We start from the raw sequence: 25,962 nt of genomic DNA, 5'->3' as shown, positions 1-25,962 counted from the left end.
AAAAATTTATGTCTTCGACTATACCTGTTTCATTTATTGATTTCATCTAAAAATCGTAATTTTGCACAACTTATGGTAAAAATTGGTAACATAGAGCTTCCTGACTTCCCGCTGCTTTTAGCTCCGATGGAAGATGTTTCGGATCCTCCTTTCCGCAGACTTTGCAAAATGCATGGTGCGGATCTTATGTATTCTGAATTTATTTCCTCCGAAGGATTGATCAGAGATGCAATAAAGAGTCGAAAAAAATTAGATATTTTCGATTACGAAAGGCCTGTAGGTATCCAGATATTTGGAGGAGATGAAGAGGCAATGGCAATGTCTGCCAGAATTGTAGAAACTGTAGAACCGGATCTTGTAGACATTAACTTTGGTTGTCCGGTAAAAAAAGTGGTGTGTAAAGGTGCTGGCGCAGGAGTATTGAAAGATATTGATCTGATGGTACGTCTTACCAAGGCTGTTGTAAATTCTACTCACCTACCTGTAACCGTAAAAACAAGACTAGGCTGGGACACGGAATCTATTAATATTGATGAGGTAGCTGAAAGGCTACAGGAAACCGGAATTAAAGCACTGACCATCCATGCAAGAACACGTGCACAGATGTATAAAGGTGAAGCTGACTGGAATCATATTTCCCGTATAAAAAACAATCCAAATATTGAGATTCCAATTTTCGGGAACGGAGATATCGATTCACCGGAAAAAGCTTTAGAATATAAGCAGAAATACGATTGCGACGGTATTATGATAGGCCGTGGTGCTATCGGGTATCCTTGGATCTTTAATGAGATTAAACATTTCTTCCAAACCGGGGAGAACTTACCTAAACCAACTGTAAAAGACAGGCTTCTTGCAGTACAGCAACATGCAGAATGGTCTGTAGAATGGAAAGGGGAAAGACCCGGATTAGTAGAGATGCGCCAGCATTATAATAACTACTTCAAAGGAATACCTCATTTCAAAGAATTAAAATCCAAATTCCTTCAGGCTTTGACACTGATTGAACTAAATGAACTTATTAATGAGGCTAAGAATCAGTTTGAAAATATTGAAATCTGATACAAAGCACAAAATATTAATTCAGAGACATAACAATTCATTTATCTGTGAAGGGTAAATGTGTTAGACATTTGTTTCTGACCTCAAATCTCCAATTAAATTTATGAAAATTATCAGCTATAACGTTAACGGGATCCGTGCGGCTTTTGCAAAGGACTTTACTACATGGTTATCTTTTGCAAATCCTGATATTATTTGCTTCCAGGAAAGCAAGGCACAACCGGAACAAATCAATATAGGAGCATTCAGTGATCTTCAATATGAAAGTTACTGGTATTCCGCACAGAAAAAAGGTTACAGCGGCGTAGGTATCGCTACAAAGCACAAACCTAATCATATAGAATACGGAACAGGAATAGATTATATAGATTTTGAAGGCCGCGTCATAAGACTGGATTTCGATAATTTCTCAGTAATCTCTGTTTACGTGCCTTCGGCAACTAACATTTCGCGACTGGATCTTAAAATGCAGTTTTGCTATGACTTCTTAAACTATCTAAAGGAGCTCCGCAAAACTATCCCTAATCTTATTGTTTGTGGAGACTTCAATATATGTCACGAAGCTATCGATATTCACGATCCGATTCGTTTAGCTAGTGTATCTGGCTTTTTACCTATGGAAAGAGAGTATCTGTCTAAGTTCTTAGACGAAGGAGAATTTACCGATGCTTTCCGCTATAAAAATCCGGAAACACGACAATACAGCTGGTGGAGCTATCGTGCTAATGCAAGAGCCAATAACAAAGGCTGGCGATTAGATTACAACATGGTAAGCAATACCCTGAAAGATAAAATCCAAAGAGCTATTATACTACCAGAGGCTATGCATTCCGATCACTGCCCTGTAATGGTAGAATTAGATCTCTAAAAGCAAAAAGACAAATTACTGTGTAATTTGTCTTTTTTTATTTTCTATTGTTATAATCAGGTTATCTTCGTCTTTCAAACTCCAGCTTCACTGCCGGCGTTGAATTAGGATTAGTTAATACCATCCGGCCGGACCCTTCAAAGGTTAATACAAATTTGTTTCCTCCAATATAGACAACATCTTGTTTCTGATCCTGGCTTTTAGGGTCTTTATAGTTTTCATAGACTACAGAATACGAATAGGTATTTGAACTTGTTACAATGCCCGATTCCGTAATAACTACATCACTCGCTCTGAAGTTATAGGTAACCGTCCTACCGGCTACTGTATTCTGCAATATCCATTCTCCCTGTATTTTATTACTTGGCGGCAAACTATCTTCATTTCCTCTGCATGCAACAAAAGCAACAAAGAGCAGCATACCAAATACAATCTTCAATACATTTTTCATAGGGAGTACTTTAGCGTAAATATAGGGATAAAAAGGAGAACTTCATAAAAAAATTAAAAGCCCTTCAGGTTACTGAAAGGCTTTTAAAACACCAAATCACAAAATATTAATATGAAAAAAATTCAAATTAAATTGTGACCTGGCTGGGATTCGAACCCAGGACCCATACATTAAAAGTGTATTGCTCTACCAGCTGAGCTACCAGGTCTTGAATGTAAAGTCTAAAGACTTAATATTCAAAATTATTTTTCTCTGTGTGCCTGCGACTGGATTCGAACCAGCACATCCTTTGGATACCACCCCCTCAAGATGGCGTGTCTACCAATTTCACCACACAGGCAAAAAAATTTCTCTAGTGAGACATTTTTTTGAGTAGTGACCTGGCTGGGATTCGAACCCAGGACCCATACATTAAAAGTGTATTGCTCTACCAGCTGAGCTACCAGGTCGGTCACTTTATTAATCAGTGTTTATCTCTGTTTCTAAAGTGGTGCAAAGATACTACTTTTTTTCATATCTCAAAATTTTTTTGGACATTTGTTTAAAAAAAAATCATGATCATTTCGCTATTAGGCTACATGGGCAGTGGTAAGTCTCACATATCCAGAACCCTCGCCCAGAAAATAAATTTTAAATTATTTGACCTCGATAAAGAAATTTCTTTGCACCTGGGAAAGGACATTCCCACAATTTTCAAGGAAATGGGGGAACTGGGTTTTAGAAAAGCAGAGAAACACATGCTGGAAGAACTCCTTTCTTCGGAAGAAAACATCATATTAAGTCTTGGCGGAGGTACCCCTGTTTATTATAATAACATGGATACCATCACCAGACATTCTAAAAGTTTTTATTTGAGAGCTAAAGTGGGTACTCTAGCAGAAAGGCTATCGAAACAAAAAGATAAACGTCCTCTTATTGCCAGAATAAGTGAAGAAGATCTTCCGGAGTTTATCGCAAAGCATTTATTTGAAAGGAATACTTTCTATAACGAAGCCGAGTTTATTATAGACACAGATAATAAAACTGATGAGGAAATCTCAAATGAGATTATTCATCACCTTCAGCTTCATCATTAAAAAAGTCGTCCCAATCTTTATCTGACGGTTCTGTTTCTTCTTCATCGTCATCATCTACGTCAAGAAAGCCGTCCATCTCCCGACGGTCTTTTTTGGTAGGTCTCCCCTCTCCTCTCTGACGGTAATAATCCTGAGTCAGTCTACGGGATTCCAGAAGTGCATATTGCTCGGAATCCGTCATATCTTTGATGTGCAGGGTTACTAGTTTCGCCCCAATCCTACTTTTAGGAACCTGTATTACTTTTATTTTATAGTCAATCTGGTTTTTACGGATCGTGATTACGTCTCCCTCTGTTACCTCTTTAGAAGACTTTACAACCTGCCCGCCAATACTAACTCTGTTCTTTTTAATTTCCTCTGTTGCAATACTTCTGGTCTTATAGAATCTTACACTCCATAAAAATTTATCAATTCTCATATTTTTTTATACTTTTGCGTAGTTATATACGTTTAAGAATAGTCAATAATTTTATAAAGATACAATGAAAAAATTATTATTAGGTTTGTTGGTAGCTTCTACTGTACTAAATTCATGTAGAAAAGATGATTACTACAATCAAAATCTTATCCCGAATGTAGATCAGGCTACGCAAAATTCCTATGATGATACTGCGATAAAAGATTACTTAGATACTCACTACTTCGATGACAGAGGAAAGATTAAAACATTTGATGATACCAATAAGCCGGATGACAAAAATGTAAAGTTATCCACACTGGCTAAAACATTACCATCTGGTGTAATCTATGTAGTACGTCCAAATGCACAACCTACAAATGGAACTGATGTAAAAGATAAAAATGTATTGCAGATTATGCAGGTTGCTTTCGCCACCCGTGCAATTAAAGGTACAGATGATAAAATTGTCTTTACAGGTTCTCTTCCTTTTTTCAATACTGTAGATCAGGGCGGGGTTGCAAAGGATGATCCATTATGGTTCTATGCTAAAAAGGCATTAATCGCTTCTGAACAAAAGAGACTGGACGCTGCCACTACTAATAATACGGTAAAAGTCACAAACAGCTATTTCGAGATTGAAGGTTTCCAGGAAGCTATTAAATTATTCAAATCTTTTACAAATGATGTTACAGCTAATTATAACCTTCAGGGGTTAATTATTGTACCTTCCAGAGCAGCATTTGCAAAAGACCCTCATTACAACTATGTAGGAGCATCTCTTAATGATTACAGCTTCTTCTTCAACTTCCAGCTATATGGATCCAGAGAAAGAACTCCTTCTGAAGAATAAATGAATATCAGAAATTTAAAATACAACCTGCTCATATAGCAGGTTTTTTTATGCCCATATTTGCTGAAGAACTTCCAGTGAGGCCGGATTTTTAAATTCCGGTATATGAATGCTATAGTATACCAGAATACTTTCCAAAAGTCTTCTTCGTTCTGTATTTATAAGCTTTACAGAGTATCCCTCTTCTAAAATACTTTTCCACAATCCGGAAGTACTATCGTCAAAACAATGATGTGAAGAAAAATGCTCATAGATTCCTTTTTCAGGATTTAGATAGATTGCATCATTTAGCAGTGGCTTTATTCCGAAATCTTCTGTCAGAATAATTAAAAAATGAACATGTGCGGATATATTCTCCTCTTTCAACTGATCTATAAAACCAGAAATTTTGGAATAGATGCTCTCATTCTGAGCTTCGTTCCGGAGGATATTGCTCAGTATATCGGCAATAAAAAACTGAAGAGTATTCGTTTTAATATTCCATTCGGGAAGTTGTCCGTAAGCCTGTAAATCCGAAATCAATGGTAATCCGGATGCTTTAGGATTTGTAGTAAACTGTATTTCGAACAAGAACTGAAGTAGTGCTTTCTTTTTATTTCTTTTGGAATAAATTCCTTTCAGAAAATAACTTTTGTAGCCTTCATTATGTGTATAAATATGAAGGACAGCATCATTTTCTCCGTATTTAAGATATGAAATAAGAAAACCCTTCTCCTGTACCATTATTCTTTACTTTACAATCAAGTAATCGATTACAAATATAGGAGTTAATAATAGATTTTTATACACGCATAACCTGAAAACACAGAAAAAATCCCTACATTTGAATACTTAATTTTTAACGTACTATGAATAAATTATCCGGAGTAGGTGTTGCACTAGTCACACCCTTCAATGAAGATTTGTCCGTAGATTTTGACTCACTAACGAGATTAGTAGAATTCAATATCGAAAACGGAACCAGTTATTTAGTAGTTTTAGGAACAACAGCTGAAGCTGCTACACTTAATGATGAAGAGAAGGATAAGGTAGTCAAACACGTTATAAAGGTTAACAATGGTCGTATACCATTGGTTTTAGGAATCGGAGGAAACAATACGGCAGAGGTTGTGAAACAAATTAATGAAACTGATACTTCTGCTTTTGATGCTATCCTTTCAGTTTCTCCATATTATAACAAGCCTAATCAGGAAGGACTTTATCAGCATTATAAAGCATTAGCTTCTACGGGAAAAAATATTATTGTTTATAATGTACCGGGAAGAACCGGACAAAATATTGAAGCATCAACTACTCTTCGTTTAGCGAATGAGTTCCCTAATCTTGTCATGATTAAAGAAGCTGCTCCAAATATCAACCAGTATTTTGACATCCTTCGTCAAAAACCTGAGAACTTCAGTCTTGTTTCCGGAGACGATGAGTTTGCTCTACCTGTAACTTTAGCTGGTGCAGATGGTGTGATCTCTGTAATTGGACAGGCTTATCCAAAAGAGTTTGCACAGATGATCCAATTGGGTATCGAGGGCAATGCTAAGGAAGCATATAAAATCCATAACAAGCTTGTGGAAATTACACGTTTGATTTTTTCAGAAGGAAATCCTACCGGAGTTAAATATGTACTTGCAGAGCTGGGGATTGTTAAAAACTACCTAAGATTACCGCTGGTAGCTGCATCTGAAAGTTTAGAACAAAAAATTAAAGCAGAAATGACTAAAATCTAGTCATCTGATGTCATAAAAACATTTATCTGAAAGCATCCACCGGATGCTTTCTTTTTTTTATCTTTATGCTTCGATTCCTGTTATTCTATGGGAAAAACGCATCGCAAGAAAACAACAACAAAATGAAAATATTAGAAGCTACACCAAAGGATATTCCCTTGATTCAGGATTTAGCTAAAAGATCATGGGAAATGGCTTATTCCAAAATTCTCAGCCCAGGGCAAATCAGCTATATGATGGCCGAAATGTATTCTGAAAAAGAAATTTCATCCCAAATGGAAAATCCTGACTGGCGGTACTTTCTGATAAAAGATGATGAGGGAAACTTTGGAGGGTTTATAGGATACCAATTCAATTATGAACCCAAAACTACCAAACTTCACCGCATATATATGGTACCGGAATCCAAAGGCAAGGGTTTAGGAAAATTCGCTTTAAATTATCTAAAAAATCATGTTTCTGAAAATGGCAATGAGCGTATTATCCTAAATGTAAACAAATACAACAACGCTAAAGACTTTTACGAATCTCAGGGATTCAAAGTTTATGAAGAAGGAGTATTCGACATCGGAAATGGTTATGTAATGGACGATTACCTAATGGAATTTTTTGTTTAATAAATGGATTTTAAAACCGATTATATCTTAGAGAATAGCAAACTAATATTAAGACCATTAGTAGAGGAAGACTATGATCAGTTACTTCAATTTTCGTTGGATGAACCCGAAATATGGAAGTTTAATGCATTTGGTGCTGATAGTCCTGAAAATCTCAAAAAATATATCTCTACCGCCCTTTCAAACAAATATAAAGAAACTGAATATCCTTTTGTTGTTTATGATAAACAGCTCGGGAAATTAATTGGAAGTACTCGGTTCTATGCGATCAACTCAATTAATAAAACTCTAGAACTAGGCTACACTTGGTATGGTAAAAATTATCAGGGAACCCACGTAAACAAAAACTGCAAATACTTATTATTGGAATTCGCATTCGAAAATCTCGGTTTCGAACGTATAGGCTTTAAAGCAAATAATGCGAATAAAAAGAGTATTAGTGCTATGAAAAGTATAGGTTGTACTGAAGAGGGTATTTTAAGAAACTTTAGTCTTGACTCCGAAGGCCAAAGGATTGATGTAATCGTTCTAAGCATCCTTAAAGATGAATGGTATAACCATGTAAAATCAATGCTTAATAGTAAAATAGAATTAATTTAGGTTTTATTTCAAGAAAATATGTGGCTTCGACAAGCTCAGCCTGACAATTCTAAAAAGATACTTAGGACAGATAATATTACTCTGAGCCTGTCGAAGAGCATTTAATAAAAACATTCAATTTATTAGGCAAACTCTAAAACTACACAGATTTTAAAATTGTCGTTTTAAATATATTTTTTGTCAAACTTAATAAAAGTAACGTTAGTATTTTTGCAACGTAATTTTAATAGACAAAAATGAAAAAACTACATATTATTTTAGCCGGTATCTTAACAATACTCGCCGTAAATATATCTGTTGCACAGGAAAAAAAAGCCAAAATACTTGTGTTATTCTACTCTGATAACGGTGGCACTTATGAACTGGCAAAAGAAGTTGCTAAGGGAATTGAGAGCGAAAAAAATGCAGAAGCCATAATCAAGCAGGTAAAAACATCTTCAAACTCTAAACTAAAAAACATCCCTGTTGCTTCAGTAGATGAATTAAAATCTTATGACGGGATTGCATTTGGCTCTCCTGTTTACTTTGGCAATATCAGCACCGGAATGAGTGAATTTCTTTCAAAAACAGTTAACCTTTGGACGAACCATGCTTTGGAAGGAATCCCTGCTACAGTATTTATGTCCGCAGGTAGCGGAGCTGGTAAGGAGCTGGCTATACAATCTTTCTGGAATAGTCTGGCTGTACACGGAATGATCCTTGTACCTACAGGGATAAGAGGAAATGAAAATATTGACAAAAACATTCCACAGGGAAATACTGTATTAGGAACTACAAGTCTTAATTCAGTAAAAAATACAGAACGACCAAGTCAAGGTGAACGTTACCTAGCGGAATTACAAGGAAAAACAATTGCAAAAGTATCTTTAGCACTTAAAGGAACATTTGTGCAAAAAGAGATAATTCCAACACAGGAAAGAGCTGATGTTAATAAAGTATTACAGCAAAAACAAATTGTTTTGCCACTGGTTCCAAAACCTGCAGGAAATTATAAGCCCTACGTACGGTCAGGAAATCTAATATTCATTAATCAGGTTGCTCTGAAAGACGGAAAAATTATTAATCCCGGAAAGCTTGGAAAAGAAGTAAACGAACAACAGGTAAAAGAGGCAACAAAAGTAACGATGCTGAATGTATTGGCAGTTCTGAAAGAAGCTACAGGCGGTGATCTGAACAAGGTTAAACAATGTGTACAGCTAACCGGTATTTTTAATACGCCAAATGATTATACCAAACATGCTGATCTTATGAACATCGCATCTGATCTTACTGTTGAGGTATTCGGCGAGAAAGGTAAACATGCAAGAGGCACACTTGGAGCTTCTTCCCTTCCAGTTAACTCTTCCGTAGAAATACAGGCTGTTTTTGAAGTTGAATAAATATTTTTTGCCCTTTTAATAAACAGGGCATCGACAAGTTCAGCCTGACAATTTAATACAACAAATATTATTACGCATGTCATTTTGAGTTTTTTTAAATGAATTTATCAATTTAGTTAAAGCACATCAGGTACAAATTCTGGGAGAGATATAGATAAAATATTCCTATTATGAGATAGTACTCCCCTGGAGTACTTGACTCTTTTACATACCTTTTTACACAGATAAGGCTCCTTCGGAGCATCTTGCTGATTTCTCATATTATGATAGTAAAGAAAATGTAGTTCGAAATAATGACTGAGGAGCTCCTTTAGGAGCTTAATCTCAATAGATTATAATTATAAAAATTCAGAGCGTTCCAGAGGAACGTTATCTTGATCAGGTAAAGCAAATATAATTCAGATGAAAGATCAAAAACGTCATATTTTTAGAGCTTATTTCAATTTATAATACTTTGCTAGTAGTTTAGTTCAACAGGTTTAGCCTGACAATATAATATAACAAATACTGTTCCGCATATCATACTGAACCTGTCTAAGGCTTTTGAAAGAGTTATTTAATCAAGACAAAGTCTGCAGAATGTAAAATAGATTAAAATTTTATTAGCTAATCTTAGCCCATTTATTTTTTCCTTTATACTGTCGGACATAATAACTCTTCATTCCCTGATGTTCCTGAAAAGCCAATAAAGGATCTGTTTCCAATAACTTTTCCACACATTCTTTTGCTGCTTTAATAATATTGGAATCTTGCATCAGGTCCAGTTTTTTAAAGTCTATAACCCCACTCTGCTGTGTTCCCAGAATATCTCCCGGTCCACGAAGTTCCATATCGACCTCAGAAATTCTGAATCCATCATTAGTTTCTACCATCGTTTTGATACGCTTCCGGCTTTCCTGTGTCATTTTATCAGACGTCATCAGAATACAATAACTTTGTTCTGCACCACGCCCCACACGGCCACGCAGCTGATGCAACTGAGACAAACCAAATCTTTCAGCACTTTCTATAATCATTACCGAGGCATTCGGCACATTCACCCCTACCTCTATTACAGTAGTGGCAACCATAATCTGCGCTTTACCGCTGGCAAAATACTGCATCGCAGCATCTTTTTCATCGGGCTTCATTTTACCATGAAGCATAACCACATCGTAATCGGGTACAGGGAAAAATTCTTTTACAGTATCGAACCCTTCATTCAGATTTTTATAATCCAGTGTTTCACTTTCTTCAATTAGCGGATACACAAAATAGATTTGGCGACCCTTAGCAATTTCTTCCTTCGCAAAATTGAAAACAAACAAACGGTCTTTTTCTTTGCGGTGTGCTGTAACAATAGGCTTCCTTCCAACGGGCATTTCATCGATTACCGAAACGTCAAGATCCGAATAGAAACTCATCGCCAGGGTTCTCGGAATAGGAGTTGCCGTCATCACCAGAATATGTGGTGGTATTACATTTTTAGCCCATAGCTTCGCCCGCTGCGCTACTCCAAAACGGTGTTGTTCGTCGATAATAGCCAGCCCAAGTTTTTTGAATTTTACCTTATCTTCCAATAAAGCATGTGTACCTACAATAATAGGCAAGGTTCCGTTTTCCAGCATTTCGTGGATAACTTTTCTCTCTGATGCCTTAGTAGATCCCGTTAATAGTTTTACTTCGATGCCGGTTCCATATAAAAGATCGGAGATACCATTGAAATGCTGCTGAGCCAAAATCTCAGTCGGAGCCATCAAACAACTCTGAAATCCATTATCCAATGCTATGAGCATGGACAAAAGAGCGACCATTGTTTTTCCGGATCCAACGTCTCCCTGCAGTAATCTATTCATCTGCACCGGAAGCTTCATATCATTCCTTATTTCTTTCAGAACTCTTTTCTGAGCATTTGTGAGTTCAAACGGAAGGTTATTTTCATAAAATCCGGTAAAATAATCTCCAACTAGCGGAAAAGGATTTCCCAAGGACGAAGTTTTGTTATGTTTCTTTTTCAAGCCATAACCCAATTGAAAAAAGAATGCTTCCTCAAATTTTAGTCTCCTGTCTGCAGCTTTCTGCCACTGATTATTTTTAGGAAAATGAATATTCTGATAGGCATCTACTCTGGAAATCAGCTTGAGACCTTTCATTAAACCAGAAGGAAGATTTTCATCAATAAACGTAGGAACATTCAGTACAATGTCTAATAAAATCTGTTGAAAAAATCGATTATTTATCCCACGTTTTGTTAGTTTTTCACTACTTGAATAAACAGGCAAAAGTGTCGGGGAGTTTTCTTTATTCTCATTTTTCTCAATTTCCGGATGTGGCATAGAGAATACATTGTTAAAAATCTGCACTCTTCCGAAGATTATAACTTCTGTATTAAGTGGAATCTGTTCTTTCAGCCATTTAGAATATTTAAACCATACCAATTCCATTGTTCCGGTTTCATCTCTGAATTTGGCTACCATACGCCTCCCCTTGGCATATGCTACTTCCTGAATATCGGTAATCCTGCCTTTCAGCGGAATTTCATTGTTTATTTCTCTTAATTCACCAACTTTGTAAAGTTTACTTTTGTCGATATAACGAATGGGATAAAAGGTCAGAAAGTCCTCTACCTTATGGAGATCCAAAACGTTTTTAATGAGCTTCGCCCGCTCTGGCCCAATGCCTTTAAGGTATTCTATAGGAGTTGATAATTCCAAATCTTATATTTGCTGCCCGAATTTCGGGAAAAGTAACGGATTATAAAAGTTTTTATACCTTAACCCTAAAATTAAATTACCCTTCAGTAATGAAAAAAATAGGAATATTAGGAGGTACCAGTTATCCTTCTACAATATTATACTATGAAACCCTCAACAAGCTTTACCACCAAAAGTTTGGTGCTTTTCATTCGTGTCCGATTTTACTCTACAGCATTGACTACAATGAAATCAAAAGCAATTATAATGATGGCTGGGATGTAATTCCACAACTATTAAAAAAAGAACTCCATGTTCTACTGGATAGCAATCCATCTTGTGTAATGATTGCCAACAATACCTTGCATAAAGCTTTTGATCTTATAAAACATGAATTAGAAATCAATGTTCCGGTATTCCATATTATAGAACTTACCAAAGAATATATTCTAAATAATAACTATAAAAATGTTTTACTTCTTGGTACCAAGTATACAATGGAAAGCGATTTCTTTAAGGAACCTCTTATTCAGGCCGGTATTAATGTTGTAATTCCGGACGAAGAAGAGAGAACGGAAATCCAGAAAATACAAATTCAGCTTTCTTCCGGAAAACCTGTAACACCAGAATATATAGCTTATTTTGAAAAACTTAATGAAAAATACAGCCATCTGGATGCCTTTATATTAGGCTGTACAGAAATCCCTCTTTTGTATAAGCAAATGGATAGCCCGGTGAATCTTATAGACACCCTGCAAATCCAATGTGAAAAAGCAATGAGTATATTCTAACAAAAAATAAAACGAGCCCTTTTGAGGCTCATTTTTATTATCTATAAAAGTATTAATCTTAAAACTTTCTGATCGCTTCCAATGTTTTATCCACTTCTACATCTTTAATTGCATCGGAAATAAACCATGTTTCGTATCCACTTGGTGGCAGGTAAATACCTTCCGCTAATAAATGGTGGAAGAATTTATTAAATGTAGTATGATCTGCCTGTGCAGCTTCATCAAAATCAGAAACCTTATCGGTATTGAAGAATACCGACATCATACTTCCAAAACGGTTAATATGATGTGCGATTCCTTTTTCAGTAAGAATTTTGGTAATCTCCTGATCCAGAGTTTCTGTTGTTTTGTTAATCCTGCTGAAGAAGTCTTTGTCTTCTTTAATCAATTGTAATGTTGTTAAACCTGCACGCATTGCCAATGGATTACCACTTAAAGTTCCTGCCTGATATACACTTCCTAAAGGAGAAAGATTATCCATAATTTCATTACGGGCTGCAAATGCGCCTACCGGCATCCCGCCTCCGATAACTTTACCAAAAGTTACGATATCTGCATTGACACCTAAAGCTTCTTGTGCTCCCCCCATACTTAGACGGAATCCTGTCATTACTTCATCAAAAATAAGTAGGGCCTTATGCTCATCACAAATCTGTCTTAGTTTTTGCAGGAAATCATTTTCAGGAAGTACACAACCCATATTCCCGGCAACAGGTTCTACAATAACTGCAGCAATCTGGCCTTCGTTCTGGCTGAATAATTCTTTTACCTGCTCGATATCATTATATCTTGCCAGTAAAGTATCCTGAGCTGTTCCTTTTGTAACTCCGGGACTGTTTGGATCTCCAAAGGTTGCAGCTCCACTTCCTGCTTTAATCAGGAATGAATCTGAGTGACCATGGTAACATCCTTCAAATTTTATAAACTTATCTTTTCCGGTATAGCCACGTGCTAAACGAATAGCACTCATACATGCTTCTGTACCGGAAGATACCATTCTGATTTTATCTATATTCGGAACAACACTTGTAATAAGTTTTGCAATTTCGGTTTCCAACTCAGTTGGTGCTCCAAAAGAAAAACCGCTTTCCGCTTGTTTCTGAATTGCCTCTAATACCACAGGATGAGTGTGTCCTACAATTGCAGGTCCCCACGAGTTGATATAATCCACATATTGTCTGTTATCTGCATCCGTAAGATAAGCTCCTTTTGCTGACTTCATAAATACCGGAACTCCTCCTACTGATCTGAAAGCTCTAACGGGAGAGTTAACTCCTCCCGGAATATAACGTTGTGCTTCATCGAAAAGAGCACTACTTCTTTGGTATAACATTAATTTCTTGGTTTTTTAGAATCTAAATATACTAACTGACCGGCTACTGGCTGCTCTCCAAAAGACATTCTGTTCTTTTTATAAAGTTTTGCCAGTTTTATTGCAAACTTCTGGGAGATATCATACATCGTTTCTCCTGTTTTTGCATTGTAAGTTTTCTGATTTCCGGAAGAGTTTTTAGATTCTAAAAATACGATCTGGTTTTTCTGTAACTGAGTTCCATCCAATTCGTTGTACTTCATTAATCTGGATACAGAAACTCCGTATTTCTGAGAAATAAAAGAAAGATCTATTTTCTCAGGAATTACGATGAATTTCAAATCTCCATTAGGGTGATTTTTCACCAGAATATTGTCTAAAATAGCCTGAGGTGTAACAAGTCTTGTTTCTTCAGCTTTCTTTTTAGGTTCCTGATAAACCACTGTCTGAACAGGAATATCTTTATTTTTCTTATTCTGAGATACCTGAGCCATGAATACAGCATCGTTTTTAAGGTCAGGATATCTGTTTAGTAATGTTGCATAAACTTTATCACTCGAGATATTGTCGAACTCATAAAGTCTGTATTGTTCAATTTTTCTGATTAGTGCCGGAGCATAGCTAGGGTTGGTTGCATATCCGGATCTTTTAAGTCCGTAAGCCCAAGCTTTGTAATCTTTAACATCTAAAAGGAAAAGTGGACTGTAATGCTTTCTGGTTGTTAAAAACAGAGAGTGGTCTCTGTAAGAATCTTTGGGAGATTCATAAACTCTGAAGCATTCGTTTGGAGCATCATCCGTATGGGACATTGTTTTTCCTGTCCAGGTTTCTTTACATTTGATACCAAAGTGGTTTTTCCCTTCCTGAGCCAGGCGGCTTTGCCCTCCAGCTGTTTCAATAAGCCCCTGAGCAAGAGTAATACTTGCAGGTACTTTATACAATTCCATTTCTTCTACAGCATAAGGAGCAAATCTCTGGATATATTGCTCTTCTGTATTCCACGTTTGGGCTTTTACTGCAAATGCCGAAACAACAAGACATATACTTAAAAGTTTCTTCATAACCTAATCTCTATCGTATTTCTGTTTTTATTTCTTAATAATTGGTTGGCTCCTTCAATTCCCTGCAAACCTCCTGTATGGAAGGCCAATATTCTGCTGCCGGCAGGAAAAAATCCTTCCTCGACTAACTGAAAGAGTCTCATCATCATCTTACCTGTATACACAGGATCCAGTGGGATATTGTATTGCTTCCAAAAATCGTTTATGAAACGTACAATTTCGTCGGATATTTTACCATAGCCTCCGTAATCTGCTTCAATCAGATTAAAGTTATTCTTAGTACTCAGTTCTCTGATCTTTTGCTCGAGAGTAGTATCTCTAACAACTGTAAATCCGATAACTTTCTGGTTTTCTTTTGCATACTTAGAAATCCCCGCAATACTTCCACCTGTCCCAACAGCCGTGCAAAGGTAATCAAAATCTTTTGTATGTTCTGTCAGCATAAACTTCACACCCTCAACAGCTTGCGGATTGCTTCCTCCCTCCGGCACAATTAGTGCTTCCGGGAACTCTTTCCGAAGTTTTTCTGTTATTGCATCTTTATCCCGATAGTCTGTTCGGTTTACAAACCTAAAGTCCATCCCATTTTCATGCGCTTTTCTCAGTGTAACATTTTCTAAAAATCTGGCTTCCAGTTCTTCCCCCCGGATAATCCCCATAGTAGGAATACTAAAAATCCTGCCAAACGCTGCAACTGTAGCAATATGATTTGAGAAAGCACCTCCAAATGTAATGATAAAGAGCTTTTCTATTTTTTGATTTAAATAATGATTGACATTATAAAATAGTTTCCAGTATTTATTTCCGGAAATATCAGGATGAATAAGATCTTCTCTTTTCAGAAAAATTTCCACATCCCCGGATTTAATTTTCTGAATGGGTATTTCAGTTTTTGGGAGAGTCAGCATGCTACCAATATTTTATAAAATTCCAGAATTTTCTTTTTTTCAGATAATCAAAATCATCTTCTTTTGCATAAGCTTCCCGCTCGAAGGAAATAGCGAGATAAGCTTTGTGTGCATTTTTCAGTTTAAAATACTTGATTCCGTATTCTATCATATACAAAATATAAAACGGCAATATCAGCAATTCTAACTGTTGCCGCAGATGAATTTTCTCATGGTTGAGCAATACAAAATCTTCCTTTAATTCTTTTTTTTTCAACAGAATGAAAGGGAACAACGTTATCGCCGTAATTTTTGTATTTTTGAGTAAAGATTTACATACCAAAATCATTTGACAAAGATAAAAATCATTTAAGATTTTAACTTATGCAGGAGAATACAATCAAAGAAAATGAAGACTTTTATTATAACGAACAAGGTTATAAAGTTTTTACTGAAAAATTCCATTTAAGGCGTGGTTATTGCTGTAAGAATGGTTGTAAACACTGCCCGTATGGGTATGATAAAAAAACAGATACGTTCAACAAAAAGAAAAAATAATTGACTCTATTATGAAAAATTACGTAATCATAGCTCTGGCAGCAATACTTACTTTAGGATCATGTAGTCCTTTCAATGTAAGATCTGATTATGATCAGAGTGCCAGTTTCAACCAATATCGGACTTATGAAATCCGTCAGAACGATCTTAAACTGAATGATATTGACAGGGAGCGTGTTATTGGCTCCATCAGACAACAGATGAACGCTAAAGGAATGACAGAAGCTTCTCCTGCAGACCTTGTAATTAATCTGAAAGCTACACATAAAGAAATCCAGGATATCCAAACCACTTCACCTTGGGGCTACGGCTGGGGAATGGGCTGGGGAGGTCCTTACTGGGGAATGGGTTGGGGATATAACAGAACCTACACAGACTACTATAACAGAGGTACATTGGTAATGGATTTTGTTGACTCCCGTACCAACAAATTAGTATGGCAGGGAATCGGTAGTGGATTGAATGTAGACAGTCCTAAAACCAAAGCTAAACAAATTCCTAATATGGTAGCTGAGGTATTGAAAAATTATCCTCCGCAACAAATGCAGAACAAAAGATAATTCATAATTTTTGAGTATAAAAACGCCCCGGTTTTCCGGGGCGTTTTTTATCTGTATGAAGTTAAATCTCCTGAGTAACTTGAAGCCTGATCTAAAGCTTTATCAAAATCCGCCTTGGAAAAGAAAAGTGTACATTTTATCTCTTTCTCTTCTTTTATTTTATCTTTTAGCTGCTGATATAAAGAATTATTGAACTTTTCTTTCTTTTTATCTTCATTACTCTGACTGAAATAATCATTAGTACTATTTTCATTAGAAGCACCTTCCAGAGTAAACGGAATACGCACGGAGAAAATACTTACTTTATCTCCTTTTGCCCATCTCAGGATCAGCTCATCACCATTTCCACCAATATCTTTAATCTCCGCTTCTCCAAAATCCTTGTTCAACTGGTCAATAATTTTAATAATATCAGCTGACGTCGCATAATCGGTTTGAGCACTTACTAACAATACCTTTTCATCATTTTCGTCTGAACATAGGCCTAAAGATTCAAACTTTACATCTGCAAATGAGGCTAGCGGACGCTTTTTACTCATGGATACTGTACTGTACTGAATATAGTCTTGTTGTACGGTGCTGTTTTTAATACTTTGCTCTTCCGATGAAATTGAGTAATCGGTTTTACCTCGAAATACGTTTTCATCTTTGAAAAATTTATCAAGGTTTAGTTTAAAGTCAAAATTATTAAGATCTAAAACATTTTTCCCATACTCTGGTGCCTTACTACACGAACCAAGAAGAAATAAAGCTGCTGTTATAATAAATATCTTTTTCATTTTTCAGTATGTTTTATAATTTAACCGGGTTGCCTTTGTAATCGTAGTATTGACCATTAATATTATAATGTGCAGTGGGATGACTTATAATATCTGCTTTGTAATCGGCTCCTCCCGGGAAGGTTAAAACCTTGTTTCCTTTGGTATCTATTAAATAATATTCGCCACTAGATAAAATAAGCGCATAACCTTTATAGAATGGATAGGCTTCATCAAATTTATAATTAAAAACAGGCTGTCCTTTGATATTAATGTAGAAATAAGGAGAATTACCTGAGTCATAAATTGCTACCGGAGCCAGCCCGCTAGAAAAGTTACCAACATAGGAGTACTGTGGTTGTGAAATTATTTTTCCGTCACCTGTCATAATTCCTAATTTTTCGAGATCTATATACTCCATTCCTTTGGTAGGAAGTTCTCTGTAGGCAATCATATTTTGCCCGATACTCCGCAATTCATTAGGTTTCATTTCTACTGTCAGCTTTCCGTTCTCATCTATTACACCATACTTATTGTCTTTCCCTTTAATTACAATATTAGGGCTTCCTTCTGTTGTGGATACTTCCTTTGTAAATGGCGTTTCCAGTTTCTTTCCTTTTATAGAATAGAAATCGTAGTATGGTCGTCCTCTTTTTGTAGCTTTTGCTATAAAAACATTCCCGGCCATTGTAATATCATCATATTTAAAAGGAATAATCTCATCTTTATTATTTTTCAGAACTCCTGTATAATCCTCTTTATTATTAAATAACGAAAAATCATTATTCAGGGTTCTTTTATAACTCATACCATCTGGCAGTTTTTCCAGTTTCTTATTTTTCAGATCCAGGAAATAAGAAGTTTCTATTGTATCTATACGATTCGTAAAATACAGATTATCTTTTCGCTCTAACTGTTCGTAAGTTGCCGGAATTATAATATTGGAATTTTTGTCTATGATTCCGTAACGATCGGATTTTTCATCAAAGAACACTTCATTTCCTTCAGGCTTTATCAAAGAAGAAGCCATTAAATCTTTGCTTAGTATCTCTTCTTTTGTAGCTACATAAAAATAGATTTTTTCTACTTCAGCCGGAAATCCTAATTCTATTTTGGAAGTTTTTGGAGCGATCAGATCCTTATACTTTTTTGTAAATTCTTCTATAATACGCATTATTTTTCCGAAAGAAAGCTTCTTTTCGTCTGCTTTGGCAAATTCATCAATATCTTTTGTAAGTTGCTGAAGTTTGTTTTTATAAGTAAAGGCTTTTTCGGAAAGCTCCTGCAGGTCTTTAACCGTTGCTTCTTTGTTAGCTTCTCCACCCGCTTTCTTTAAGGTATTCAGCATTTTCTGCAGTTCTCCCAGCACCTGATTGCTTATTCCTGTGGAAGGGAAACTCGAATAATTACTGGTTGCTACCAATACACCATCTGATGTTACACCTTGCTGCCCAATAATCTTAGAACCTATTTCTATAGGAATGCTAATTTCAGCTGACTGTCCATCAAACTTATCGATTTCAATTTTTGTGCCTTTGTAGGTTGCCTCTTTGAGGTTAGATTTGCTAATAACCAAAGTATCATAAGCTATAGGAAAAGAATAACTGGCTGTTACCCCTATACTGTCCGGTTGTTTTAATTTCAGGTTTTCAGGTTTAATCTCTTTATTTCCTTCAAAAATTTTGTTGACTTTGTATTTGATATCATAAGCATCTATTTTCTGCATTTTCTTCAAAGGATTAAAAGAAAATCCTGAAGCAGGTAATCTGAAAGACTGAATAGCATTAACTTCTTTAATATCATTAAAATCTTTTCGGATAGAATCGGGTGAGCCCAAACCAAAAGCTTTCGCAGTATCTCTGACAGCTCCAGTTCCTGACCCGGAGACTTTGCCACTCATAGAGAAACTACCGGAAAGTTCAACACTGTTAGCCGTATCTATCACGCTTTTTATAAACTTTGCGTCTTTATCTAACTGCTCTTTCAACTGGCTCTGAGACATTCCGGAGCGCGATTGGATATAATCAGCTTTTGTTTCGATATCTTCAATTCCTTTACTGGAGCATGATCCCAGTATGATAGTGATGATAAGAAAAGCTAATAAACTTTTTATTTGCATATAATTTTTTGTGTAGTTTTAGATAATAAATAGGAATAATTAAGAACCAAATATATCAACGTTTATTGATATAAAACTCATTTAAAGAAATTATTTGATGTTTTTCATTCAATTCAAACTGATAAAAACCGTCATCGGGTTTAGCAATAATCGTTTGTTTCCTTTTCAGAAATACGGCTTTGGGTACCTTCACCCAATCGTTCTTGCCAAAATAAGTTATACTGTCTGCCAATTTATAGGTTTTGCTTTTTTTAGCGATACAGCTAATGTGAGATTCTTCATGTTCATTTTTTCCGTTTTCATCTGCCACATAAGCCCGGATAACAGTAGCACACTGAAATAAAACTCCATTTTTGCCGAAGCGTATATTGGTTCCGATGACTGAGCGATTATTATATTCTGAGCAGGAACAGTCCAGCTGCTCTTTCTCTTTATTATTACTTATTTCGCCTTGCGGCGCCCAAGAGACCAATAGTAATATTGTAATAACATACCAGTATTTCATCGTTATCTGTTATTTGGTTATTTAAATATAAAAAAATCCTGACAAGAAATATCTCATCAGGATTTTAGTAATATTTTTGGTCGTTTATCTTCCTATAACTTCGGTAATTGGTTTACCTACAGCACCACTAGGGAACTGAATTTTAAGTAATGATGAAACAGTTGGTGCAATATCCGTCATATGGTATGGCTGATTGGACTCTCCCTGTTTGATACCCCACCCCATAAAGAGTAAAGGAATATGTGAATCATAAGAGTTCCATACACTGTGTGTTGTTCCTTTTTTGGAGTATGCTGAAAGATATCCGTCTTTAGAAATTATCTGAATATCTCCACTTCTTTTCCAGTTATAGCCGTTGATTACTCTGGACTTTATTGGTTCCGGTATTGAAGCTTCTGCTATTTCTTCTGTGCTAAGAACATACAGAACAGAAGGCTCTTTCTTAAGCTCTTCCATTACATAATCTCTTACATCGTCCAGCTTTAATTTGCTGTCTGCTAAAACCTTTCTATCGAAATAAACCTGATAGTTCATTGCAGCTGCAATTAGATTATCAGCGCCGAATTTTTGTTTCAGCTTAACATTCATTTCCTTTTTCATGTCTTCTACAAAGAAGCCTGTCGGCATTTTATGCGCTTGCATAAAGCCTACAGAATGTGCTGCACCGTGATCGGCAGAAAGGAATACAAGGTAGTTTCCTTTTCCAACCTTTTTATCAAGGTTACTGAAGAAGTCAGCCAAATCTCTGTCTAATCTCAGATAAGTATCCTCAACTTCTATAGAGTTTGGACCAAAGTTATGTCCTACATAATCCGTTGAAGCCAGGTTCACTGTAAGGAAGTCAGTAATGTCATCAGCTCCCATTTGGTTACCATCAATAGCGGCATCTGCCATCTGAAGAGTTAAAGTATTTCCAAATGGTGTAGTACGGATTAATCCTTTTTTAGCTTCATAATCTTTAGCCAGATCTGTATAAGGGAATGTAGGTGTTTTCTTACTTCCTAATAAACCTTCCCACTCTACATTATCTTCTGAACTTTCTGTATACTGATTAATTGGCAATAGTGTATTCCAGCCATTGGCTACCAACTGAGCCGGAACATTTTTATTGTTAAAATCATTTACCCATTTAGGTAATTCTTTAGTATAGTATGTACTGGTAATAAATTTACCCGTAGTATCATCGAACCAAAATGCTCCTGTCGGGTTGTGCCCTGCAGGCAGAATCGATGCTCTGTCTTTCAATGAAACACCTACAACTTTAGAAGTAAAGTTTGTTGCCAATCCCAACTGATCTGTCACAGTTGTAGACCAAAGATTTCTTGGCGAATGCTGTCCCATAGCATTAGAAGTAGTTCCTACCGGCTGTACTGTCTCATCGGATGTACAGTAAACACTTTTCCCTAATTCTTTATCATACCAGTCGTTTCCTGCAATTCCGTGGATAGAAGGAACAGAACCTGTAAATATTGAGGTATGTCCGATTGCCGTAACTGTAGGTACATAGTCTATATGAACATTATTTAACGAAAAACCAGTATTCAGCATTCTTTTAAAACCTCCTTCACCATACTTGCTATAATAACGGTAAAGATAATCCCATCTCATCTGATCAACTACCAGTCCTACCACAAGTTTAGGTCTTGGTACTGCATTAGTTTTTTGGGCTCCCAGCATTCCTGATACTACAAGAACTCCCAGCAACCACTTCTTCGGTGTTAACATGATTATTTTTAATTTATTAATGTATAATTTCCTGCTCTACTGCAACGTGTCCTTCCCACTTGTCTACAGCTGTTGTAGCTAATGCATTTCCTAATACATTGGTCATACTACGCGCCATATCACAGAAGTGATCGATTGGCAGAATTAAGGCAATACCTTCTGGCGGAATACCAAACATTGAACATGTAGCCACTACTACAATCAGCGATGCTCTTGGTACACCAGCAACACCTTTACTGGTAAGCATTAATACCAATAACATTAGTAACTGCTTTTCAATAGGCATATGAATATCATATACCTGAGCAATAAATAAAGATGCAAAAGTCATATACATCATACTACCATCCAGGTTAAAGGAATAACCCAAAGGAAGTGTAAATGAAATAATCTTATTCTGTGCCCCGAATTTCTCTAATTCTTCTACAAGTTTTGGGAAAACCGCTTCAGAACTAGTCGTCGTAAATGCAATTAATAAAGGTGTTTTTATATGTCTTAATAAGTCTTTTAGTCTCTTTCCTAATACCAGATAACCAACTCCAAGTAGTACAGCCCATAGTGTTGCAATACCCAGAACGAATGCCAGTAAGTAATGGGCATAAAGGGTAAATATTTCGAAACCGTATTTTGCAACGGCTGCTGCAACGGCTCCCAATACTCCTAAAGGCGCAAACCACATAACATAGTTTACCATGATTAATACAACGTGAGCTATTTTGTCCAGGAAGTCTGTTACCATTTGTCCTTTTTCACCATAAGCACCTAATGCAATTCCAAAAATTACAGAGAAAACTACAATCTGTAGAATCTCATTTGTGGAAAAAGCTTCGAAAATACTCTTTGGCACCATATGGTTAACAAAGTGTTCCAATGTAAATTCACCTTGTGTTTTTAATAAGTCTCCTGCATCGCTTACATTCATTACAATATCAGTCCCTTCGCCCGGTTTCATAATGTTAACCAGTACCAGACCTATTAATAATGATGTTAAAGATGCTGTAATGAACCATGTCATTGCTTTAGCACCAACACGTCCAACCATTTTCATGTCCCCCATTTTAGCGATACCTACTACCAATGTAGAGAATACTAATGGCGCAATAATCATCTGTACCAGACGAATAAATAAGCTACCTAAAAGTTTAATGTTTTTGGAAAAAGTATCGATAGTTTCCTTTGGATAGTTAAAGTGAACAATGGCTCCTATAATTACACCCAATACAAGGGCAGCGATAATAGAAATAAAAAGTTTATTTTGTCCTTTCATAAAATTGTCTCTCCTGCAAATATAATTTAATTTTCTTGTAGTTCTGATTTAGTATATATTAAATAAAAAACCTCTGTATACGAGGCTTTTCTTTATTCTAATACCCTATAAGTGACTTTCAGTACACCCTTCCGTACATCTCCTAATTTCTTAAAAGCTGACTTCGTAATATCGAAGGCTCTTCCTTTATGAAGATATCCTCTGTCGTTTACTTTTACGGTTACTGTGTCTCCTGTGGCAACATTGGTAAGCAATACTTTGGTACCGAAAGGAAGATTTGCGTGCGCAGCGGTTAGTTTAGCATTATCGAAAACCTCACCACTGGAAGTCTTGCGCCCGTTAAACGTATCGCTGTAATAAGAAACTGTTGTTGACTTTTCTTCGCCTGACTTCATATTACTAACCGTACCACAAGCAATTGCCGGCAGCAGGGTTAACAGAAATATAACTCTACTCATTCGTTTTATCAATTTCATACAGGAGCCAAAAATAAGCATTTTTATTTTGACAGGTTCTCACGCACCTTATCCACATATAAACAAACTGATTATCAGATTTTTAATTAAAAAAAACACACCATTTTCAACAAACAAAAAAGCCGGAAGACTAATCTTCCGGCTATGGTAAAGGGTTATCCCTTGATTCTATTATTTAAATACAAATTAATGTATTAGTCTACAACTTCTCCGTATAAATCGAAATCGTCGGCAGAAGTAATTTTTACATTAACAAACTCTCCTACACTGATATACGTATTTTCCGCAGGTACCAAAACGGTATTATCTACATCCGGAGAATCGAATTCTGTTCTTCCGATAAAGTAGTTTCCTTCTTTTCTATCGAACAGACATTTGAAGGTCTTACCAACTTTTTCCTGATTTATCTCATATGAAATTTGCTGCTGAACTTCCATAATTTCTTCTACACGACGTTCTTTAACTTCTGCAGGAACATCATCTTCATAAATAAATGCGCCAGTATTTTCCTCGTGAGAGTAGGTAAAACAGCCTAATCTGTCAAAACGCTGATCTCTTACCCAGTTTTTCAATTCTTCAAAATGCTCTTCAGTTTCACCAGGGAAACCTACGATAAGAGTTGTTCTGATAGCCATTCCCGGAACTTTCTCACGGAACTTATCCAATAAAGCATTGGTCTTCTCGAAAGTAGTCCCACGCTTCATACGCTTTAGAACATCATTATTAATATGCTGAAGCGGAATATCTATATAGTTACAGATTTTAGGTTCTTCTTTTATAATTTCCAATACATCCTCCGGGAAACCTGTAGGGAATGCATAGTGCAGACGAATCCACTCAATTCCTTCTACTTTTACAAGCTCTTTCAGAAGATCACCTAATGCACGTTTTTTATAAATATCTAATCCGTAGAAGGTAAGATCCTGAGCGATAAGAATTAATTCCTTTACACCATTCTTAGCCAAATTCTCAGCTTCTTTCACCAAGTTTTCTATCGGCGTAGAAATGTGATTACCTCTCATTAAAGGTATTGCACAGAAAGTACACGGTCTGTCGCAGCCTTCAGAAATTTTAAGGTAAGCATAATGTCTCGGCGTTGTGGTAAGACGCTCTCCTACCAGTTCATGACGGTAATCTGCTCCTAAATGTTTTAGCAAAATTGGCAGATCGCGGGTTCCAAAATACTGATCCACATCCGGAATTTCTCTTACTAAATCCGGCTTATATCTTTCGGAAAGACATCCTGTAACGAAAACTTTTTCTACAGCACCCTGGTTTTTAAGTTCTACATATTCCAGAATTGTATTAATACTCTCTTCTTTAGCATTATCAATAAATCCACAGGTATTAATTACAACAATATCTCCCTTGTCTTCATGAACCACCTCTTTGCCATTGGCTTTAAGCTGCCCCATCAATACTTCGGAGTCATATACATTCTTGGAACACCCGAGTGTTACAATATTAATTTTCTTTTTGTTAGAAGATTTTGTCCGCATTTGTCAATTTTCAGTTTGCAAAGATACGAATTTGAAACATCTGGTAAAAAGTAAGGGCATGAAACTATGTTTCATACCCTGTACCATAAATATATTTACTACTAAACTACTTTACAATATTATATTGTCCTACAGCATCTGTTTCTCCTCCGGTTTGTTTTCCCCATTCAGTACCGTTTTTAGATTCTGCAACTGTTTTAGGTTCATGATACAATGTTAAGATTAGCTGAGAGCCGTCTGCAGTCTGAGCTTTGTTAACTACCCAACGTGTTTTAAGTCCTACTTTTGCACCATCCTTACGTGTTGAAGAAGCATCGTCTGTTCTGGTTAATGTAATATCAGATTTTGGAAAATTATAAACAAGGAAGTGTTCATCTTTAGCTGATTTGATTTCCTGAGTAGCATCTTCATTCCCGTTTAAGAAAACAACAGATACATCATAAGTATGTCCATCCTGTAACTTGATATTTGGAAGAGCTGTTCCGTTCACCTGATAATCGTAAACAGCAGTTGTTTTGTCCGCAACATCAGTTACATTCAAAACAATATTGGAAAGTTCTTCCTGAGGAAGATCATCCTCTTCCACAGAACCTCTGTTACATGACAAAGTCACTAAGCTTAAAGTTGCTAATAAAACACTGACATTGAATATTCTGAATATATTTTTCATTTTGTTATAAATTTATTTTTGTTATCGAAAGAAATATAAATGGTTAGAATTAACATAACCTCCATGTATATTTAATCT

At 36.1% G+C, this 25,962-nt stretch carries 27 protein-coding genes and 3 tRNA genes; 11 read left to right on the top strand and 19 right to left on the bottom strand.

Translation table 11 applies throughout. The features are described 5' to 3' along the window. The first annotated feature begins 72 nt into the window (after positions 1 to 72). Both dusB and BAZ10_RS07310 read left to right on the top strand, forming a co-directional pair. Complete coding sequence (dusB, locus tag BAZ10_RS07315) at positions 73 to 1,062, top strand: tRNA dihydrouridine synthase DusB (RefSeq protein ID WP_078771498.1); 990 nt, start codon at positions 73 to 75, stop codon at positions 1,060 to 1,062. A 103-nt stretch (positions 1,063 to 1,165) separates the two neighbouring features. Further along, complete coding sequence (locus BAZ10_RS07310) at positions 1,166 to 1,930, top strand: exodeoxyribonuclease III (protein WP_059343694.1); 765 nt, start codon at positions 1,166 to 1,168, stop codon at positions 1,928 to 1,930. Between the two features lie 61 nt (positions 1,931 to 1,991). Here BAZ10_RS07310 and BAZ10_RS07305 read toward each other — a convergent pair whose 3' ends face one another. The 4 genes from BAZ10_RS07305 to BAZ10_RS07290 form a co-directional block, all read right to left on the bottom strand. Further along, positions 1,992 to 2,381, bottom strand: coding sequence for a hypothetical protein (locus tag BAZ10_RS07305; RefSeq protein ID WP_059324244.1), 390 nt, complete (start codon positions 2,379 to 2,381; stop codon positions 1,992 to 1,994). Positions 2,382 to 2,516: 135 nt separating this feature from the next. Continuing rightward, positions 2,517 to 2,589, bottom strand: a tRNA-Lys gene (locus BAZ10_RS07300). A 49-nt stretch (positions 2,590 to 2,638) separates the two neighbouring features. Next, a tRNA-Leu gene (locus BAZ10_RS07295) sits at positions 2,639 to 2,721 on the bottom strand. A gap of 36 nt (positions 2,722 to 2,757) precedes the next feature. After that, positions 2,758 to 2,830 (bottom strand) — tRNA-Lys (locus BAZ10_RS07290). A gap of 105 nt (positions 2,831 to 2,935) precedes the next feature. On the opposite strand from BAZ10_RS07290, the gene BAZ10_RS07285 reads away from it, so the two are divergent. Next, positions 2,936 to 3,457 (top strand): shikimate kinase, encoded by a 522-nt coding sequence (locus BAZ10_RS07285; protein WP_059324243.1) that lies wholly within the window; start codon positions 2,936 to 2,938, stop codon positions 3,455 to 3,457. Here BAZ10_RS07285 and BAZ10_RS07280 read toward each other — a convergent pair. Further along, on the bottom strand, positions 3,429 to 3,875 hold the full coding sequence (locus tag BAZ10_RS07280; RefSeq protein ID WP_078771497.1) for an RNA-binding S4 domain-containing protein: 447 nt from the start codon (positions 3,873 to 3,875) through the stop codon (positions 3,429 to 3,431). The two genes, BAZ10_RS07285 and BAZ10_RS07280, sit on opposite strands and share 29 nt — an antisense overlap. Before the next feature lie 64 nt (positions 3,876 to 3,939). On the opposite strand from BAZ10_RS07280, the gene BAZ10_RS07275 reads away from it, so the two are divergent. After that, entirely contained in the window at positions 3,940 to 4,707 is a 768-nt protein-coding gene (locus BAZ10_RS07275; RefSeq protein ID WP_078771496.1) for a hypothetical protein, read from the top strand. Positions 4,708 to 4,755: 48 nt separating this feature from the next. Here the strand turns inward: BAZ10_RS07275 and recO are convergent, their stop codons facing one another. After that, positions 4,756 to 5,430, bottom strand: coding sequence for a DNA repair protein RecO (gene recO / locus BAZ10_RS07270; RefSeq protein ID WP_078771495.1), 675 nt, complete (start codon positions 5,428 to 5,430; stop codon positions 4,756 to 4,758). 125 nt (positions 5,431 to 5,555) lie between these two features. Between recO and dapA the strand changes: the two genes are divergently transcribed. From dapA to BAZ10_RS07250, 4 genes are all read left to right on the top strand, one after another. Next, positions 5,556 to 6,428: a 4-hydroxy-tetrahydrodipicolinate synthase gene (gene dapA / locus BAZ10_RS07265; protein WP_078771494.1), complete on the top strand. Its 873-nt coding sequence runs from the start codon at positions 5,556 to 5,558 to the stop codon at positions 6,426 to 6,428. A 122-nt stretch (positions 6,429 to 6,550) separates the two neighbouring features. Further along, on the top strand, positions 6,551 to 7,045 hold the full coding sequence (locus BAZ10_RS07260; protein ID WP_078771838.1) for a GNAT family N-acetyltransferase: 495 nt from the start codon (positions 6,551 to 6,553) through the stop codon (positions 7,043 to 7,045). Between the two features lie 3 nt (positions 7,046 to 7,048). Continuing rightward, on the top strand, positions 7,049 to 7,645 hold the full coding sequence (locus BAZ10_RS07255) for a GNAT family N-acetyltransferase (RefSeq protein WP_078771493.1): 597 nt from the start codon (positions 7,049 to 7,051) through the stop codon (positions 7,643 to 7,645). 236 nt (positions 7,646 to 7,881) lie between these two features. Next, positions 7,882 to 9,024, top strand: a complete 1,143-nt coding sequence (locus tag BAZ10_RS07250) for an Atu1372/SO_1960 family protein (protein WP_078771492.1) — start codon at positions 7,882 to 7,884, stop codon at positions 9,022 to 9,024. A 602-nt stretch (positions 9,025 to 9,626) separates the two neighbouring features. Here BAZ10_RS07250 and recG read toward each other — a convergent pair. Beyond that, positions 9,627 to 11,717 (bottom strand): ATP-dependent DNA helicase RecG, encoded by a 2,091-nt coding sequence (recG, locus tag BAZ10_RS07245; protein ID WP_021348880.1) that lies wholly within the window; start codon positions 11,715 to 11,717, stop codon positions 9,627 to 9,629. An 89-nt stretch (positions 11,718 to 11,806) separates the two neighbouring features. On the opposite strand from recG, the gene BAZ10_RS07240 reads away from it, so the two are divergent. Beyond that, entirely contained in the window at positions 11,807 to 12,487 is a 681-nt protein-coding gene (locus BAZ10_RS07240) for an aspartate/glutamate racemase family protein (RefSeq protein WP_078771837.1), read from the top strand. A gap of 58 nt (positions 12,488 to 12,545) precedes the next feature. Here the strand turns inward: BAZ10_RS07240 and hemL are convergent, their stop codons facing one another. Genes hemL through BAZ10_RS07220 form a run of 4 tightly spaced genes read right to left on the bottom strand, consistent with a single transcriptional unit; the run spans position 12,546 to position 16,096 of the window. Continuing rightward, entirely contained in the window at positions 12,546 to 13,820 is a 1,275-nt protein-coding gene (hemL, locus tag BAZ10_RS07235) for a glutamate-1-semialdehyde 2,1-aminomutase (protein ID WP_078771491.1), read from the bottom strand. Next, positions 13,820 to 14,860 carry a glucosaminidase domain-containing protein gene (locus BAZ10_RS07230; protein WP_078771490.1) on the bottom strand — a complete coding sequence of 347 codons (1,041 nt, stop codon included), beginning with the start codon at positions 14,858 to 14,860 and terminating at the stop codon, positions 13,820 to 13,822. The genes hemL and BAZ10_RS07230 overlap by 1 nt, the downstream gene beginning before the upstream one ends. Next, entirely contained in the window at positions 14,857 to 15,768 is a 912-nt protein-coding gene (locus BAZ10_RS07225; RefSeq protein ID WP_078771489.1) for a 1-aminocyclopropane-1-carboxylate deaminase/D-cysteine desulfhydrase, read from the bottom strand. Before BAZ10_RS07225 ends, BAZ10_RS07230 begins: the two co-directional genes overlap by 4 nt. A gap of 1 nt (position 15,769) precedes the next feature. Then, positions 15,770 to 16,096 carry a hypothetical protein gene (locus tag BAZ10_RS07220; protein ID WP_059324233.1) on the bottom strand — a complete coding sequence of 109 codons (327 nt, stop codon included), beginning with the start codon at positions 16,094 to 16,096 and terminating at the stop codon, positions 15,770 to 15,772. Positions 16,097 to 16,131: 35 nt separating this feature from the next. Between BAZ10_RS07220 and BAZ10_RS19045 the strand changes: the two genes are divergently transcribed. Next, positions 16,132 to 16,305: a DUF5522 domain-containing protein gene (locus tag BAZ10_RS19045; protein WP_021348876.1), complete on the top strand. Its 174-nt coding sequence runs from the start codon at positions 16,132 to 16,134 to the stop codon at positions 16,303 to 16,305. An 11-nt stretch (positions 16,306 to 16,316) separates the two neighbouring features. Beyond that, a complete protein-coding gene (locus BAZ10_RS07215; protein ID WP_021348875.1) occupies positions 16,317 to 16,865 on the top strand; it encodes a DUF4136 domain-containing protein in 549 nt (182 codons plus the stop codon). 47 nt (positions 16,866 to 16,912) lie between these two features. On the opposite strand, the gene BAZ10_RS07210 is transcribed toward BAZ10_RS07215, so the two are convergent. The 8 genes from BAZ10_RS07210 to BAZ10_RS07175 form a co-directional block, all read right to left on the bottom strand. After that, on the bottom strand, positions 16,913 to 17,644 hold the full coding sequence (locus BAZ10_RS07210) for a hypothetical protein (RefSeq protein WP_078771488.1): 732 nt from the start codon (positions 17,642 to 17,644) through the stop codon (positions 16,913 to 16,915). A 13-nt stretch (positions 17,645 to 17,657) separates the two neighbouring features. After that, positions 17,658 to 19,742: a WG repeat-containing protein gene (locus BAZ10_RS07205; RefSeq protein ID WP_078771487.1), complete on the bottom strand. Its 2,085-nt coding sequence runs from the start codon at positions 19,740 to 19,742 to the stop codon at positions 17,658 to 17,660. Positions 19,743 to 19,797: 55 nt separating this feature from the next. After that, positions 19,798 to 20,247, bottom strand: coding sequence for a hypothetical protein (locus tag BAZ10_RS07200; protein WP_078771486.1), 450 nt, complete (start codon positions 20,245 to 20,247; stop codon positions 19,798 to 19,800). 84 nt (positions 20,248 to 20,331) lie between these two features. Continuing rightward, on the bottom strand, positions 20,332 to 21,972 hold the full coding sequence (pafA, locus tag BAZ10_RS07195) for an alkaline phosphatase PafA (protein WP_078771485.1): 1,641 nt from the start codon (positions 21,970 to 21,972) through the stop codon (positions 20,332 to 20,334). A gap of 16 nt (positions 21,973 to 21,988) precedes the next feature. Continuing rightward, positions 21,989 to 23,239 carry a dicarboxylate/amino acid:cation symporter gene (locus BAZ10_RS07190; protein ID WP_059324227.1) on the bottom strand — a complete coding sequence of 417 codons (1,251 nt, stop codon included), beginning with the start codon at positions 23,237 to 23,239 and terminating at the stop codon, positions 21,989 to 21,991. A gap of 92 nt (positions 23,240 to 23,331) precedes the next feature. Further along, positions 23,332 to 23,697, bottom strand: coding sequence for a septal ring lytic transglycosylase RlpA family protein (locus tag BAZ10_RS07185; RefSeq protein ID WP_245803770.1), 366 nt, complete (start codon positions 23,695 to 23,697; stop codon positions 23,332 to 23,334). A 212-nt stretch (positions 23,698 to 23,909) separates the two neighbouring features. Beyond that, positions 23,910 to 25,214 carry a 30S ribosomal protein S12 methylthiotransferase RimO gene (gene rimO, locus BAZ10_RS07180; protein ID WP_078771483.1) on the bottom strand — a complete coding sequence of 435 codons (1,305 nt, stop codon included), beginning with the start codon at positions 25,212 to 25,214 and terminating at the stop codon, positions 23,910 to 23,912. Positions 25,215 to 25,320: 106 nt separating this feature from the next. Then, positions 25,321 to 25,884 (bottom strand): hypothetical protein, encoded by a 564-nt coding sequence (locus BAZ10_RS07175; RefSeq protein WP_078771482.1) that lies wholly within the window; start codon positions 25,882 to 25,884, stop codon positions 25,321 to 25,323. Positions 25,885 to 25,962 lie beyond the last annotated feature (78 nt).

This window comes from Elizabethkingia occulta, assembly GCF_002023715.1.
Classification (GTDB): Bacteria; Bacteroidota; Bacteroidia; order Flavobacteriales; family Weeksellaceae; genus Elizabethkingia; species Elizabethkingia occulta.
The sequence above is the reverse complement of the archived record's forward strand: the minus strand, read 5'-3'. Positions and strand labels throughout refer to the sequence as shown.

What these genes read in the sequence shown, in the direction of transcription:
- dusB (WP_078771498.1), top strand. Translation starts at nt 73, where the DNA reads ATGGTAAAAATTGGTAACATAGAGCTTCCTGACTTCCCGCTGCTTTTA.
- BAZ10_RS07310 (WP_059343694.1), top strand. Translation starts at nt 1,166, where the DNA reads ATGAAAATTATCAGCTATAACGTTAACGGGATCCGTGCGGCTTTTGCA.
- BAZ10_RS07305 (WP_059324244.1), bottom strand. Translation starts at nt 2,381, where the DNA reads ATGAAAAATGTATTGAAGATTGTATTTGGTATGCTGCTCTTTGTTGCT.
- BAZ10_RS07285 (WP_059324243.1), top strand. Translation starts at nt 2,936, where the DNA reads ATGATCATTTCGCTATTAGGCTACATGGGCAGTGGTAAGTCTCACATA.
- BAZ10_RS07280 (WP_078771497.1), bottom strand. Translation starts at nt 3,875, where the DNA reads ATGAGAATTGATAAATTTTTATGGAGTGTAAGATTCTATAAGACCAGA.
- BAZ10_RS07275 (WP_078771496.1), top strand. Translation starts at nt 3,940, where the DNA reads ATGAAAAAATTATTATTAGGTTTGTTGGTAGCTTCTACTGTACTAAAT.
- recO (WP_078771495.1), bottom strand. Translation starts at nt 5,430, where the DNA reads ATGGTACAGGAGAAGGGTTTTCTTATTTCATATCTTAAATACGGAGAA.
- dapA (WP_078771494.1), top strand. Translation starts at nt 5,556, where the DNA reads ATGAATAAATTATCCGGAGTAGGTGTTGCACTAGTCACACCCTTCAAT.
- BAZ10_RS07260 (WP_078771838.1), top strand. Translation starts at nt 6,551, where the DNA reads ATGAAAATATTAGAAGCTACACCAAAGGATATTCCCTTGATTCAGGAT.
- BAZ10_RS07255 (WP_078771493.1), top strand. Translation starts at nt 7,049, where the DNA reads ATGGATTTTAAAACCGATTATATCTTAGAGAATAGCAAACTAATATTA.
- BAZ10_RS07250 (WP_078771492.1), top strand. Translation starts at nt 7,882, where the DNA reads ATGAAAAAACTACATATTATTTTAGCCGGTATCTTAACAATACTCGCC.
- BAZ10_RS07240 (WP_078771837.1), top strand. Translation starts at nt 11,807, where the DNA reads ATGAAAAAAATAGGAATATTAGGAGGTACCAGTTATCCTTCTACAATA.
- hemL (WP_078771491.1), bottom strand. Translation starts at nt 13,820, where the DNA reads ATGTTATACCAAAGAAGTAGTGCTCTTTTCGATGAAGCACAACGTTAT.
- BAZ10_RS07230 (WP_078771490.1), bottom strand. Translation starts at nt 14,860, where the DNA reads ATGAAGAAACTTTTAAGTATATGTCTTGTTGTTTCGGCATTTGCAGTA.
- BAZ10_RS07225 (WP_078771489.1), bottom strand. Translation starts at nt 15,768, where the DNA reads ATGCTGACTCTCCCAAAAACTGAAATACCCATTCAGAAAATTAAATCC.
- BAZ10_RS07220 (WP_059324233.1), bottom strand. Translation starts at nt 16,096, where the DNA reads ATGATTTTGGTATGTAAATCTTTACTCAAAAATACAAAAATTACGGCG.
- BAZ10_RS19045 (WP_021348876.1), top strand. Translation starts at nt 16,132, where the DNA reads ATGCAGGAGAATACAATCAAAGAAAATGAAGACTTTTATTATAACGAA.
- BAZ10_RS07215 (WP_021348875.1), top strand. Translation starts at nt 16,317, where the DNA reads ATGAAAAATTACGTAATCATAGCTCTGGCAGCAATACTTACTTTAGGA.
- BAZ10_RS07210 (WP_078771488.1), bottom strand. Translation starts at nt 17,644, where the DNA reads ATGAAAAAGATATTTATTATAACAGCAGCTTTATTTCTTCTTGGTTCG.
- BAZ10_RS07205 (WP_078771487.1), bottom strand. Translation starts at nt 19,742, where the DNA reads ATGCAAATAAAAAGTTTATTAGCTTTTCTTATCATCACTATCATACTG.
- BAZ10_RS07200 (WP_078771486.1), bottom strand. Translation starts at nt 20,247, where the DNA reads ATGAAATACTGGTATGTTATTACAATATTACTATTGGTCTCTTGGGCG.
- pafA (WP_078771485.1), bottom strand. Translation starts at nt 21,972, where the DNA reads ATGTTAACACCGAAGAAGTGGTTGCTGGGAGTTCTTGTAGTATCAGGA.
- BAZ10_RS07190 (WP_059324227.1), bottom strand. Translation starts at nt 23,239, where the DNA reads ATGAAAGGACAAAATAAACTTTTTATTTCTATTATCGCTGCCCTTGTA.
- BAZ10_RS07185 (WP_245803770.1), bottom strand. Translation starts at nt 23,697, where the DNA reads ATGAGTAGAGTTATATTTCTGTTAACCCTGCTGCCGGCAATTGCTTGT.
- rimO (WP_078771483.1), bottom strand. Translation starts at nt 25,214, where the DNA reads ATGCGGACAAAATCTTCTAACAAAAAGAAAATTAATATTGTAACACTC.
- BAZ10_RS07175 (WP_078771482.1), bottom strand. Translation starts at nt 25,884, where the DNA reads ATGAAAAATATATTCAGAATATTCAATGTCAGTGTTTTATTAGCAACT.